This window comes from Mesorhizobium sp. L-2-11 (assembly GCF_016756595.1).
In the GTDB taxonomy this organism is placed as follows: Bacteria; Pseudomonadota; Alphaproteobacteria; order Rhizobiales; family Rhizobiaceae; genus Mesorhizobium.
Map to the genome: position 1 here is coordinate 2,686,977 of NZ_AP023257.1, position 12,859 is coordinate 2,699,835.

The 12,859-nt window shown below is 62.6% G+C and carries 10 protein-coding genes and 2 pseudogenes; 3 read left to right on the forward strand and 9 right to left on the reverse strand.

Going from position 1 to position 12,859, the window contains the following annotated elements; all coding sequences use genetic code 11:
* Positions 1-65: 65 nt before the first annotated feature.
* The 7 genes and pseudogenes from JG739_RS12835 to JG739_RS12865 all read right to left on the reverse strand — a co-directional run bounded on the left by JG739_RS12835 (position 66) and on the right by JG739_RS12865 (position 6,974).
* Entirely contained in the window at positions 66-1,190 is a 1,125-nt protein-coding gene (locus JG739_RS12835; RefSeq protein WP_446720507.1) for an IS110 family transposase, read from the reverse strand.
* 122 nt (positions 1,191-1,312) lie between these two features.
* Positions 1,313-1,518 (reverse strand): annotated as a pseudogene (locus JG739_RS12840) (GIY-YIG nuclease family protein).
* Positions 1,519-1,735: 217 nt separating this feature from the next.
* Positions 1,736-3,703, reverse strand: coding sequence for a putative bifunctional diguanylate cyclase/phosphodiesterase (locus tag JG739_RS12845; RefSeq protein WP_202366773.1), 1,968 nt, complete (start codon positions 3,701-3,703; stop codon positions 1,736-1,738).
* 21 nt (positions 3,704-3,724) lie between these two features.
* Complete coding sequence (locus tag JG739_RS12850) at positions 3,725-4,255, reverse strand: molybdopterin-dependent oxidoreductase (RefSeq protein WP_202366774.1); 531 nt, start codon at positions 4,253-4,255, stop codon at positions 3,725-3,727.
* Positions 4,256-4,567: 312 nt separating this feature from the next.
* Positions 4,568-5,332 (reverse strand): slipin family protein, encoded by a 765-nt coding sequence (locus JG739_RS12855; RefSeq protein ID WP_202366775.1) that lies wholly within the window; start codon positions 5,330-5,332, stop codon positions 4,568-4,570.
* Positions 5,329-6,723, reverse strand: coding sequence for an NfeD family protein (locus tag JG739_RS12860; RefSeq protein WP_202366776.1), 1,395 nt, complete (start codon positions 6,721-6,723; stop codon positions 5,329-5,331). Before JG739_RS12860 ends, JG739_RS12855 begins: the two co-directional genes overlap by 4 nt.
* Before the next feature lie 2 nt (positions 6,724-6,725).
* Positions 6,726-6,974: a hypothetical protein gene (locus JG739_RS12865; protein ID WP_202366777.1), complete on the reverse strand. Its 249-nt coding sequence runs from the start codon at positions 6,972-6,974 to the stop codon at positions 6,726-6,728.
* Here JG739_RS12865 and JG739_RS12870 point away from each other — a divergent pair.
* From JG739_RS12870 to JG739_RS12880, 3 genes are all read left to right on the forward strand, one after another.
* The gene (locus JG739_RS12870) at positions 6,967-7,707 is read left to right on the forward strand and encodes a 2OG-Fe(II) oxygenase (protein ID WP_202366778.1); all 741 of its coding nucleotides are present in this window, start codon (positions 6,967-6,969) and stop codon (positions 7,705-7,707) included. The two genes, JG739_RS12865 and JG739_RS12870, sit on opposite strands and share 8 nt — an antisense overlap.
* Positions 7,708-8,132: 425 nt before the next feature.
* Positions 8,133-9,218 carry a phosphate ABC transporter substrate-binding protein PstS gene (pstS, locus tag JG739_RS12875; RefSeq protein ID WP_244749867.1) on the forward strand — a complete coding sequence of 362 codons (1,086 nt, stop codon included), beginning with the start codon at positions 8,133-8,135 and terminating at the stop codon, positions 9,216-9,218.
* Positions 9,219-9,305: 87 nt separating this feature from the next.
* Entirely contained in the window at positions 9,306-11,036 is a 1,731-nt protein-coding gene (locus tag JG739_RS12880; RefSeq protein WP_202366779.1) for a Na/Pi cotransporter family protein, read from the forward strand.
* A 263-nt stretch (positions 11,037-11,299) separates the two neighbouring features.
* On the opposite strand, the pseudogene JG739_RS12885 reads toward JG739_RS12880, so the two are convergent.
* A pseudogene (locus JG739_RS12885) lies at positions 11,300-12,069 on the reverse strand (pseudouridine synthase).
* Positions 12,070-12,386: 317 nt separating this feature from the next.
* Entirely contained in the window at positions 12,387-12,602 is a 216-nt protein-coding gene (locus JG739_RS12890; protein WP_202366780.1) for a hypothetical protein, read from the reverse strand.
* Between the last annotated feature and the right edge of the window lie 257 nt (positions 12,603-12,859).

The window sequence follows — 12,859 nt, forward strand, 5'->3', positions numbered from 1 at the left end:
TCGATCGATCACGTCCATCTTCCTTCCGTTGCAAGAGCTTGTGTTCGGTGTTCCTCCGTTGCGGCCTATCCGGGCATGTCAGCGCCGTGCTGAGCCGCGGTCAGGGCTGGCCGCAGGCCACCGCCGCAGGCGGCGCGAAGCGGCCTTGAGGGCGGCGAGGAGGCGTCAGGCTGCCCGGATGGGCCGCAACGGTACGGCTCGCCGGTGATCATCATCTTCCAGGCCATGCGGGCGGTCTTGTTGGCGAGCGCCACAGCCGCCAGCTTCGGCGGCTTGCGCGCAATCAACGCCGCCAGCCACGGCGAGGCCTTGGCGCGGCCGCGACGCACCTGCTGGATGTGGGCCGTCGCGCCCACCACCAGCGCCTGCCGCAGCATCTCGTCGCCGGCCCGCGTGATCACCCCCAGCCGGTTCTTGCCGGCGGTCGAATGGTTCTTCGGCGTCAGCCCCAGCCACGCCGCGAAGTCGCGTCCCGAGCCGAACGCTGTCGCATCAGTGACCTTGACGCCGAGCAGGCTCGCCACGACCGGCCCGACGCCGGGCATCGCAGCCAGTCGCTGTCCAGTCTCGTCCTTGCGGTGATGGGCCAACAGCTTCTTGTCGATTGCCGCGTATCGCGCGCACACCGCGCGGTATTCCTCGCCGAGCGTCTCAAACAGTTCCTTTGCCAGCGCCGGCACCGTCGCGTCGCCGGCAATGCGGGCCAGCAGTGGCTCGATGCGGGCAAGGCCTTGTGCGGCCACCAGGCCGAATTCGGCTGCGTAGCCGCGGATCGTGTTGGAAAGCTGCGTGCGCCGCCGCACCAGCTGCTCGCGCACCCCAAACAGCATCTGCGCCGCTTGCTGCTCGCCGCTCTTGACCCCAACAAAGCGTGTCCTGGGCCGGCTCATCGCCTCGCAGGTCGCCTCGGCGTCAGCCGCGTCATGCTTGCCGCGCCGCACATACGGCTTCACGTGCTGCGCCGCGATCAGCACCACCTCATGACCCAGCCCCGACAGCGTGCGCGCCCAGTAATGCGAGCCGCCGCACGCCTCCAACCCGATCCTCACTGGCGCAAGCTTGGCGAAGAACGGGACTACCGCCCGCCGTCGCAATTTACGCACCAGCACCGGACGCTCCGCAGCGTCGACACCATGCAGCTGAAAAACACTCTTGGACGTATCCATGCCAATACGGATAAGCTGTTCCACGGACGGCTCCCTTGTTTGAGATCTCAACGAACTCATTCTGGCACATCCGATGCCGTCGGGCGCCGTCCACCCCATCATGCCGTTACCTCAGCCGAAGAATGCAGCGGCCCAGAAACGAACGCCTACCTCCCGGTTCCTCGAAAAAGCTCGAACCACTCTGGATTGGTCTTCTCGATCAGCTCTATCTTCCATCGGCGCGGCCAAACGCTAGCGACTTCTCGCGCCGGATAGCGTCGCGAATGTCAAAATGCTCCTCGTACCAGACCAGCCGCTGCACGCCGTAGCGGCTGGTAAAACGTGAGCCCTGGCCGGATCTGTGCTCCGGCATGCGGCGACCGAGGTTGCCACGCTTCTAGCTCGCGGTCATGTAGGCATAAAGCGTCATTCTGGGCCGCTGCATTCTTCGGCTGATGTCACGGAATGGATCCTAGGTTCTCGCCGCGTCGCTTCGCTCCTTGCTTCGACCTAGGATGACGAAGGCACGGGGGGCTTACGGCTAATCGCAGACGTCGGAGATGGCAGCTGCAGGCGGTCGGCAGCGACCCTTACGCAGAAAGGCCCAGCCTGAACTTGTCCGTATCTCTCATCCTGCCTCGCCTCGCGGCCAGGTGGTCCGTCAGCAGACTTTCTTCGATGGGCTGTGACAGGAAAAACCCCTGAGCGCTGTGACAACGCTCGGCGATCAGGAAATCGAGCTGCGCTTCATTTTCCACCCCTTCTGCCAGAACGGTCAAGCCGAGGGAGTTGGCCAGCGCTATAATGCCTCGAACAACGTTCTGTTTTTTCTTCGACGCCTCCAGACCGCTCAAGAACGATCGGTCGATCTTCAGCCGATCGAGGTTGAAATCGGCAAGGTAGCCGAAACTTGAATAGCCGGATCCAAAATCGTCGAGTGCCAGACCGACGCCGATGTTTCGAATTTCCGTCAGCATGTTCAAGGCGTTTCGGCTGTTTTGGATAAGTACCCCTTCCGTTATTTCCAGTTGCAGGCGCGACGGCGGCAGTCCTGTTTGTTGCAGCACCAGAACAAGGTGGGCGAAGTACGCATCGTTCTGAAGGCTTTTGCCCGAAAGATTGACCGAGCAAACGAAATCATCGGCAGAAACAGGCGCCCATCGAGCTGCCTGCAGGCAAGCCTTGCTCAGCACCACCTTGTCGACTTCCAGTATCAGGTCGCTTCGTTCGGCAATTGGAATGAATGACGTCGGCAGACGAATCGCTCCCGAAGCGGGGTCGCGCCAGCGCACAAGCGCCTCGGCACCGATCATGCGGCCGGTTGCCAGTTCGAACTGCGGTTGCCAAACCAGAAAGAACTCGTCGCAGTTAAGCGCACGCTTGATCCCGGCTTCTTCGCCGAGCTGCATATCGAACCGATTGAGGATTGCAGGCGAGAACGTCACGAAGCCAGAACGTCCTTCCGCTTTGGCGACATAAAGAGCGCTGTCTGCGTTGCGCAACAGGGTGGAAATATCCGAACCATGTTCGGGGAAACACGCCATGCCGATACTGGCTCCCATGCGCACGTGGTGCCCCGCGAGTTCGGCAAACCGGTTCAATTGCTCGCGAAGCCGATTTCCGAGAGCATCGGCTGCCGCGTGCCGGTCAGCGATCGCCATGACGGCAAACTCGTCGCCGCCCAGACGGATGGCGACAACTTCGTCGGGCCGTTCGACCGATTGCAGGATTTCGGCGACGGCTTTCAGCAAGAGATCACCGACGTGATGACCGAACGTATCGTTCACGCTCTTGAAATGATCCAAATCTATCAGGAAAAGGCGGAGCTGCTTGCCGGCCAGCCTTGCCCGGTCCAGCATCACGTCCCTGTTGGCTGACATCCAGGCACGGTTCTTCAATTCCGTGGCCGCGTCGCGCCAGGCCAGAAACTCCAGTTTCCTAATCGTTTCCCGACGGCCGATAAGCAATACGGCAGTTCCGATCGCCAGCAGCGACAAGACCGCCAGAGCGAATGCAATCTGGTAGTTGAATCTCTTCAGGCTTTTTTCCGCAGAATAGAGATCTACGTTGATCTCATCTCCATATTTGTAATATTCGTCGTTCATCCTCGCTACGAGATGCTCGAGTTCCAGCCCCGTTTCCTTCAAGATTTTTTCGTCGAGAGGCGGCCCGGCGGCAATCATGGCATCAAGCCTTGTCACTGCGTCAACGACACGCGGAACGATACTTGCGTAGGCGGGAATCTCGCTCGCTGTCCCAGTGCCGTCGATCCGCTTGAATCGAATGTAGACCAGGTCGTTCGCCGCCGATAACTGCTCAAGGCTGGCTGCAGAGTCTGGGGCGGCCTGGGCGAGCGATGTCATGTCCTTGAGGTGGGTTACATCGCGTATTGCAATGTGGAACTCGCGGATGGCGAAAAAGCCGAACCGCGGCAGCGAATATTCGATCTTGCTGAGGCTGAGAAACAATACGGTGATCAGAACCGCGGAACTGGCCGCTGCAGCCGCAATGGCGGTCCCGTAGGTGACGGGAACGCGCCAGCCTCCAAAGCGTGCCATTCGAGCCACGCCGGAGCTCGATCAGCCGCCAGGCTCAAGCGTCTTGATCAGCCAGACCCACCGTGGTTTGTGGATTGGCGTATCGAAGGCCGGGTGGTCGTTGAGCGGATAGACCAGCCGGGTCGGACCTTGCGTGCGCCGGGTCAGCAATTTTCCGTTCTGGCGGGTGGCAAGCAGGAGAGGACCTTCCGTCCAATCCTGGCGCGGAATTATCTGCACATATTCGTCAATCGCACGCAGAACAACGGAATCCTCGCCTTCCAATCCAACGAGCTTGAGCACATCGCGGAACAGGACGCCTTCAAATGTAAGCTGCCCCTTTTCAAATGGACTTGCGGTGGTGACCCGGTAGAGACCGAGCTTTTCCAGCTGTCGCAACGTGACCGGGAACGACTTGCCGTTGTTCTGGACATTGAAGGCGACAGTGTCTGGCGATTCCGGGAGATCAACGGGCTCCAACGCCCCGGCCGGCAAGATGCAAAACGCCAGGACTGCCAGCATGATCAGACTGCGCTTAAGCGATGAAAGACCTGTGTTGAGCAAGGATGACATGCGCAATCCTTTTCTTCTCGATCGGCCAGCCGTCGCCTCACCTTCGGGCAGGCGGGGTCAACATTGCCATGAATGTCTAATTTTTCCGTTAGCCCTGTTCGGCCGACGAACGGCTGATTGGCGCGCAACGGTTTTGTCGCTGCAGCTTCGGCTCCTTGTCCCCCGGAGGCGACCGGGCCGGAGAGGTGGTCTTTCGTAGAGCTCGGCTCCCCGTCTCTCCGTCTCGGCTTCCGCAATGGCGATTGGCCATCTCCCCTTGCGGGCGAGATGCCTGCTAGGGCAGAGGGGTTGAAGGATCGCCGGCCTTCGAACTCAGTTGTTCTCGCCGGTCGGCCTGATGAAATGGCCGAGCAGATCCATCGGCACCGGAAACACCACCGTCGACGAGCGCTCACCGGCGATGTCATGGAGCGCCTCGAAATAGCGCAGCTGCATGGCCTGCGGCGTCTCGGCCAGCATTTTCCCGGCCTCGACGAGTTTTGCGGCCGCCTGCTGTTCGCCGTCCGCATTGATCACTTTGGCACGCCGCAGCCGTTCGGCCTCGGCCTGCTTGGCGATGGCGCGGACCATGTTCTCGTTGAGGTCGACATGCTTGATCTCGACATCGGAGACCTTGATGCCCCAGGCATCGGTCCGCTGATCGAGGATCTCCTGGATATCGCTGTTGAGCTTGTCACGTTCGGCCAGCATTTCATCGAGCTCATGCTTGCCGAGCACCGAGCGCAACGTGGTCTGTGCCAGCTGGTTGGTGGCGGTCATGAAGTCCTCGACCTGGATCACCGCCCGCTCGGCGTCGACGATACGAAAATACAGCACCGCGTTGACCTTCACCGAGACGTTGTCGCGCGAGATCACGTCCTGCGGCGGCACGTCCTGGACCACCACTCGCAGGTCGACCTTCACCATCTGCTGCACGAAGGGGATGAGGATGATCAGGCCGGGCCCCTTGACCCCGGTGAAGCGGCCGAGCGTGAAGACCACGCCGCGCTGATATTCCCTCAGGATGCGAATGGCAGCCGACAGGAACATGACCACGACGAGCGCTGCTACCAGATAGGCCACATAACCGATGATCATTGCCTTGCTCCATCGCTTCGCACAGTGCGGCGCCGTATCGTCAGCACCAGACCCCTGACATCAGCCACCTCGACGTTGTCGCCCACTGCAATGGGTTCGTCGGCTTTCGCCCGCCAGCGCTCACCCCGGGCCAGCACGTGGCCCTCGCTGCCCTCCCAGTCGAGGACCTTGGCCGGCAGCCCTTGCATGGCCTGTGCGCCAACACGCGGAACGTTCTTGCGAGCGGCCCACAGATAGCTGCCGGTCAGCAGCGCCAGGCCGAGCGTCAGGATGGCGGCGGTGCCGATGACGGCCCACGACAATTCGAAGCCGGGACCTTCGATCCTGAGCAGCATGGCAGCGCCCAGCAGAAACGCAGCCACGCCTCCTAGCCCAAGCACCACTGTGGGATTAAAGACCTCGACGACGAGGAAGATGATGCCAAGCAGCATCAAGGCAAGGCCGGCATAGCTGATCGGCAGAAGATTGAGCGCATAGAGCCCGAGCAGCAGACAGATCGTGCCGATCACGCCTGGCGCGACAGCGCCCGGGCTGGTGAACTCGAAGACGAGGCCATAAACGCCGATCAGCATCAGGATGACGGCGATGTTCGGGTCGGTGATGACGGCGAGAAGCCGGATGAGCCAGCCAGGCTCGAGCGTTTCAACCGGCAGCCCTTTGGTCGCCAGCACCTTTTTCCTGCCGGCGATCTCGACCGTCCGGCCGTCGGCCAGCTGAAGCAGTTCGGTCGTGTCGCGGGCGACGAAGTCGATGACATTTTCCTGCAGCGCCGCGCTGGCCGACAGGCTGGCCGCCTCGCGCACCGCCTTTTCACCCCAATCGGCATTGCGCCCGCGCAGTTCGGCCAGGCTGCGGATCAAGGCAACCGCGTCGTTCGTCGCCTTGGCGATCATCGCATTGCCCGCCGGTGGATTCTTCGGGTCCTTGCCGGCTTCCGGGCCATTGTTCTTGTCGTCGCCGGGAAAGGATGGCAGCGGCCCGCCCATCTCGATCGGCGTTGCCGCGCCCAGATTGGTGCCGGGCGCCATCGCCGCCACATGGGTTGCGTAGAGGATGTAGGTTCCGGCGCTCGCTGCATGCCCGCCGGCGGGCGCGACATAGCCGATGACGGGAACCGGCGAGGCGAGGATGTCGGCGATGATCTCGCGCATGCTGGTGACCAACCCGCCGGGCGTGTTCATCTGAAGGATGAAAACCTCGGCGTTCCGTTCTGCGGCCACCGCCAGCGCTTCCTCGAACTGCATGGCGCTCGCCGGACCGATGGCGCCGTCTATCTCGATGCGCAGCGCAGTCCTCTCCTGGCCGTTCGCCTCTCCGGTTGCGGAAGAGGAACAAACAGCCACAGCGGCTACAAAGGCCGCGGCAAGCAGGGCTACACGCGCGAGTTTCACGCTCAAAGCTCCCTATCAGGGATATGGGCTCGATTTTGCCGAAATCCATGCTGCGTCGCGGCGGTGAAGCTGATCCAGGGCAACCGGGCGTTGAAGCTGTCGATCTCCCCCCGCAAGGGCTCCGCAAGGGAGATCGGCAGCTTCAACCCTGTGCCTAACCCGGTTGGCAGGAAACGGGTGGTTTGCGTGCGCTGCTTCACCCATCTGATTGCAGAAGCCGATGAAGCCAGAGGAGGCAGAGCCATGACCATGCACACGGTTCCAGCAGCAGCGGTCCGATCGGCGGAAGCGCGCGTCGCCGGATATGATTGGCAGGCACTGGCCGAGGAGATGAGCTTCTATGGCTGCGCGGTGATGGAAAAGCTGCTGACACCGCAAGAATGCCGGGAGATCGCCGGGATCTACCCCGACGAAAGCCATTTCCGCAGCCATGTTCACATGGCGCGGCACGGCTTCGGCAAGGGCGAGTACCGCTACTTCCGCTATCCCTTGCCAGAACTGATCGGCGGCTTGCGCACCGCGCTCTATCCGCGCCTGGCAGCCGTCGCCAACGACTGGAACGAGCGCATGGGCATCGCGCAGCGCTACCCGGACGAACACGCCGCGTTCCTCAAGCAATGCCACGACCAGGGCCAGACGCGGCCGACGCCGCTCCTGCTGCAATACGGTGCCGGCGACTTCAACTGCCTGCATCAGGATCTCTACGGCGATTTTGCCTTCCCGCTGCAGGTGGCAATCCTGCTGTCCGAACCGGATAAGGATTTCACCGGCGGCGAGTTCGTGCTGACCGAACAGCGCCCGCGCATGCAGAGCCGCGCCGAGGTGGTGCCGCTGCGCCAGGGCGACGCGGTCGCCTTCGCGGTCCACAATCGTCCGGTGCAGGGCAGCAAAGGCAGCTACCGCGTCAATCTCAGGCACGGCGTCAGCCGGATTCGCTCCGGCCTGCGCCACACTGTCGGCATCATCTTCCACGACGCGAAGTGAAGGTGTTGTAGACTTCCTTCTCTCTTCTCCCCTTCTTGTGGGAGAAGGTGGATTGGCGCGCAGCGCCAAGACGGAAGAGGGGTGTTGGACGGAGCGCGGTTGGTGCCAAGCTGGAACACCCCTCATCCGTCGCCTTCGGCGACACCTTCTCCCACAAGGAGAGAAGGGTGAGCCGCGCGAGGCGCAACGTTGGAGTCTAGTGCATCGGAGCCCCAATTATTAGAGTCCGAGGGACCGGCGGGACAAGCGATCGCAAAAATCCGAATAAAAACTTTCACCCACAAAGATCTTTGTCATCCAATCGTTAACCAAGGTTCATACGGTGAGCGGTGTTGTTCTCTGCCGGCGTTCCTTCGCCGGGCGGATGACTGTTGATATCTGCCAAGACTGAAAAGTAGCTATTTGTTCGCGCGTCGGGGGTCGCCATGATGTTTCCAGCAAGCTTTCCGTCACTACGGCGCAAATCGGCGAAGATAAGCGGCGCCATCACGCTTGCTGTTGGCTTGATGATCGGGGCCGGTGCACAGGCCGAGCCGATCCGCGGCGCCGGATCGACACTGGCCGCCCCGATCATCGGCAAATGGGCAACGGCCTACGAGAGCACCCGCGCCGACGGCGGCGACTATGTCTCGCCCGATTGGCAGGTCGACTATGAAATTGTCGGCTCGCTCGCCGGCGTCCTGCGTCTCGATCAGCCGGACATCGACTTTGCCGTGACGGATGCGCCGATCAATGGCGCCGAACTCAAGAAGGCCGGCCGCCAGCAGTTTCCGATCGTGATGGGCGCCATCGCCGTCGTCGTCAATCTCGACGGCGTTGGCCCGGGAAGCCTTCGCCTGACCGGGCCGCTGCTGGCCGACATCTATCTGGGCAAGATCCAGTCATGGTCCGATCCTGCGATCAAGGCGGTGAATCCGGACCTGACGCTGCCCGATCTCAGGATCAGCGTCGTTCACCGCAAGGATGGTTCCGGCTCGACCTTTGTCTTCACCGAGTATCTGTCGGCCGTCAGCGGGGAGTGGAAGGCCAAGTACGGCGCCAATACACTGATCTCGTGGCCGCCCGGCACTGACGCCGAAGGCACGCAGAACCTCATCCAAGCCGTGCATGATACGAAAGGCGCGATCGCCTATGCCGAATCCGGCCAGGCCCAGCGCGCCAGCCTTGCCTACGCGCTGATCGAGAACAGGTCCGGCAAGTTCGTCAAGCCGGGGCCGGAGGGCGTGCAGGCTGCAGCGACATCCATCGACTGGGCGAAAACGACCGACTTCTTCGCTTCGCTGACCGATCGAGACGGCGATGCCGCCTATCCGATCAGCACGGCGGTGTTCGCGGTCGTTCAGGTCTCGGGCCGTTCGGAACATCGCTATCGCCGCGTGCACGACCTCTTCCGGCTCGCCTTCGCGCACGGTGCTGATGACGCCGCTGCGCTCGGCTACGTGCCGCTGCCGAAGGCGCTCGTCGCCCGGATCGAGCAATATTGGGCAAGGCAGGAGCCCGTCGGAAACTGAGCGGAAGAACCAGGCTGCTGCTTCGCGCAGCACCTGAACTGAACGTCATATCGCGCCGTGATGGCGGCTTGTTGGGGACTGCGTGACATGGACATCGATATCTTCAAGGACATCCTCGTGCCGGTGATCGGCGGGTTGGGCATTTTCATGCTCGGCCTCGACTTCATGGCCAACGGCATCCAGGCGCTTTCGGTCAACCGGATGCGCGCCTTTCTCGCCAAGGCCGCCGGAACGCCGATCAAGGGCGTGCTGGCAGGAACGCTGATCACCGGCGTCATCCAGTCGTCGACGGCGATGAGCGTCATGGTCGTCGGCCTGGTCAATGCCGGCGTCATCGCGCTTCGACCGGCGATCAGCGTGATCATGGGCGCCAATATCGGCACCACGCTCGGCAACGGGCTCATCGCCCTGCCGCTCGGTCCGCTCGGGCTGATCCTGGCCGGCGTGTTCTCGCTGATCTACTGCTTTGCCAAAAGTGAGAAGGTCAAGAACATAGCGCTTGCCGGCATGGGCTTCGCGCTGATCTTCTATGGGCTCAACCTGATGACTGGCGGCCTGCGCCCGCTGCGCAACCTGCCCGAAGTCATGGCCCTGCTGCAAACGCTGACGGCCGACTCTTACCTCAACCTGCTCAAATGCGTGTTCATCGCCGCCGGCGTGACCGCCATGATCCATTCGTCCTCGGCGACGATCGGCATTGTCATGGGCCTTGGTGCCGCCGGCATCCTCGACTGGACGACGGCCGTCGCCTTCTCGCTCGGCGCCGATCTCGGCACCACGATCACCTCGTGGATGGCTTCGCTCAATCTTTCGAAGAACGCCAAGCGCACCGCTTACGCGCACATCTCGTTCAACATCATCGGCGTGTGCATCACCATCCCGCTGTTCTTCGTCTCCATGCAGGTCCTGGAATGGGCCATGCAGTTCTTCGGCGGCGATCCCGCCATTCCGGTGATCGTCGACGGCAAGGAAACCTTTCCCCTGGTGCCAGTCGCGGTCGGCCTCTACTCGACCTTCTTCAACGTCTTCAACACGCTGTTGCTGTTTCCGTTTATCGGGGTGTTCGAGCGGGTCCTGTCGCGTGTCGGTCACACCGATGCCGAGGACACGGAAGATTTCTCGACGCCGCGATTCCTCGATCGCAAGCTGGCCGGCGATTTTGCCAAGGCCGTTCCCGCCGTCCAGCAGGAGACGGCCCGCCATCTGCAAGCCGGCGCCATGTTCCTCGACATCGCCCGCTCGTCGAAGAAGGCGCCGTCGGATCCGGGCGAGCACTATCTCGCAACCGATATCCTCAGCCGCGACATCCGCGCCTACACTGCCGAATTGATGAAGGAAGACCTGCCCTACGACCAGCTCGACCTGATCGCCAGCCTGATCGAGGAAGCCGACTTCACCGCCGCCCTGACGGAATCGATGCATCAGGTGGCGCGCCGCGTCAGGCGCGAGAAGTTCAGCAGTCCGGCGCAGGCCATCGTCGACGTCGCGCTGAGCAAGCTCGATGCCTCGCTGCGGCAGATCTTGCCGACTTACGGCATCTCCGACCCGAAGGTGCCGGCCGGACATGTCAATCTGCCGGAGGTCGAGGAACTGCGTGCCCGCACGCTGGCGCTCGGACCCAATGCAGGCGCGGCCGAACGCGGAACGATCCTGGCGTTGCTCGGGTCGATCGAGCGCGCGGAAATCCTGATCCATCGCATCGATGCCGAGCGCAAGTCGGTCAACCGGCAAAGCGTGCTCGCCCGGGCGTCGGCACGCAAGGAAACCAGGCCGCACGCGATGGGCGATCCCGGCCTCAGCCCGGTCCCGGCGGAGTAGCGGGGCGCCGATCTTCCTTCTCCCCTTGTGGGAGAAGGTGGCCTCGCCCACGGGTCTTGCCTCCGGCAAGCCCGAGGACAGGCCCCGCGAGGCCGGATGAGGCGTGTTCCAGCTTGCTAACACCCCGCATCCAAGTCGAAAGCTGCCGCACGGCGACAGAATCATCAGCGCCTCATTTCTTCCAACACCCCTCTTCCGTCTTGGCGCTGCGCGCCAATCCACCTTCTCCCACAAGGGGAGAAGGGAGAGCGATGCACCGTCGCTCAGCCTTGAAACAGCGCCAGCTCTTCGGCGGTGAGGTGGCGGCCTTGCCCTTGGCGAGGTCGCCGAGCTGCAAGCGGCCGATCGCCACCCGCACCAGGCGAAGCACGTCCACGCCATGCGCGCCGAGCAGCCGGCGGATGTGGCGGTTGCGGCCCTCGTCGAGGGTGATTTCCAGCCAGGCGGTGCTGGTGCCGCTGCGTAAGATGACGATCGACCGGGCCGTCAAAAGCTCACCGTCGACCGTCGCGCCGCTGCGCAACCGCGCCAGCATGGCCGCGTCGGGCAGGGCGCCGATCTGGACATGATAGATCTTGGCGACGTGCGAGGCGGGGTCGAGCAGGCGCTGGGCGAAGCGTGTGTCATTGGTCATCAAGAGCAGGCCCTCGCTGGCCTTGTCGAGGCGGCCGACCGGCGACACGAAGGGCAGGTCGAGTTCTGCCAGGCAGTCATAGACGGTGCCGCGGTCCTGCGGGTCGTCGCGGGTGGTGACCAGGCCGCGCGGCTTGTTGATCATCAGATAGACCTTGCGCTCGGCGACGACGCGGCTGCCGTCGACCTCGATGCGGTCGCGGTCCGGATCGACGCGCAGCGAGCCGTTGCGCATGATTTTGCCGGCGACCCGGACGCGCCCTTCGGCGACCAGAATTTCCGCCTGCTTGCGCGAGCACAGACCAAGCTTCGACAGCGCACGGCAAAGGCTAACGCCGGGGGCACTGACGCCTGGGTTGGGCGAGGGGCGTGGCCAGCCGGTGTTCGGCCGTGGCGCCATGCTTTTGCGTGATCGTTCCGGCAAGTCAGGTCTTTCCCGCCAGCCCATCTCCAGCCTGGGCGGGCGTTTCCATGCCGTCGCTGGGGTGCTGAATCAAGCCCTCGCCAGGTCCGCGCAATCGGTCTCCAGTCAGGTCAACCTTGCCTAACAGAAAGCCGTTTGAGTGGATATGTGGATTCTCGTATACGAGCACCGCGCCAGCCACGGCGCAGAATGCGGTGCTTTCAGCGACGGCAACCCGACGCAGCAATGGCTGCGGTTGGCGCCGTAGAGCGCCAACATCGCCAGCCTCGAACGCGCCGCTTCCCTGGCCTCCGTCAGTTTGCCCTGGGCTCGTCCTCGACAACGAAAGATGCGGCAATCAGGTCGTCGGCATCGATCCGCAGGGAGCCTTCACCTCCTCCCATGACAGCGGCTACCTTCTGAAAAATTTTGATCTCGTGCTCGGTAATCCGGGCGCTCCGCATCCTGGCTTTGAGATCAGCGATGCGCAGCCCCAATGTGTGGGACGTTCCAATTTCACGGTTCGACATGACAACATGCTCCTCCCCGACCCATGCTTTTTTGCCACCCCGCCGGTATTCGCCCGTCGCCTACCATGTTTGCCTAAATATAAGGCATCGCGAATACAGCGCTCCGAACGCTGGTGCGAGGGGAAGGTTCCAGCGCAATGCGGTCACGAAATAATACGAGCCCGCGGGAGGTAGCTGGCCGTCCTTCTTCGGATGTGACGGGCTCGCCGGCAAGGTGAGCTCAAAATGAACATTTGACCGGATCCTCCCGGGGAGGA

Excerpts from the sequence above, each read along its gene's own strand:
- pstS (WP_244749867.1), top strand. The coding sequence starts at position 8,133 with ATGATGTTTCCAGCAAGCTTTCCGTCACTACGGCGCAAATCGGCGAAG.
- JG739_RS12845 (WP_202366773.1), bottom strand. The coding sequence starts at position 3,703 with ATGGCACGCTTTGGAGGCTGGCGCGTTCCCGTCACCTACGGGACCGCC.
- JG739_RS12880 (WP_202366779.1), top strand. The coding sequence starts at position 9,306 with ATGGACATCGATATCTTCAAGGACATCCTCGTGCCGGTGATCGGCGGG.
- JG739_RS12850 (WP_202366774.1), bottom strand. The coding sequence starts at position 4,255 with ATGTCATCCTTGCTCAACACAGGTCTTTCATCGCTTAAGCGCAGTCTG.
- JG739_RS12855 (WP_202366775.1), bottom strand. The coding sequence starts at position 5,332 with ATGATCATCGGTTATGTGGCCTATCTGGTAGCAGCGCTCGTCGTGGTC.
- JG739_RS12865 (WP_202366777.1), bottom strand. The coding sequence starts at position 6,974 with ATGGTCATGGCTCTGCCTCCTCTGGCTTCATCGGCTTCTGCAATCAGA.
- JG739_RS12870 (WP_202366778.1), top strand. The coding sequence starts at position 6,967 with ATGACCATGCACACGGTTCCAGCAGCAGCGGTCCGATCGGCGGAAGCG.
- JG739_RS12890 (WP_202366780.1), bottom strand. The coding sequence starts at position 12,602 with ATGTCGAACCGTGAAATTGGAACGTCCCACACATTGGGGCTGCGCATC.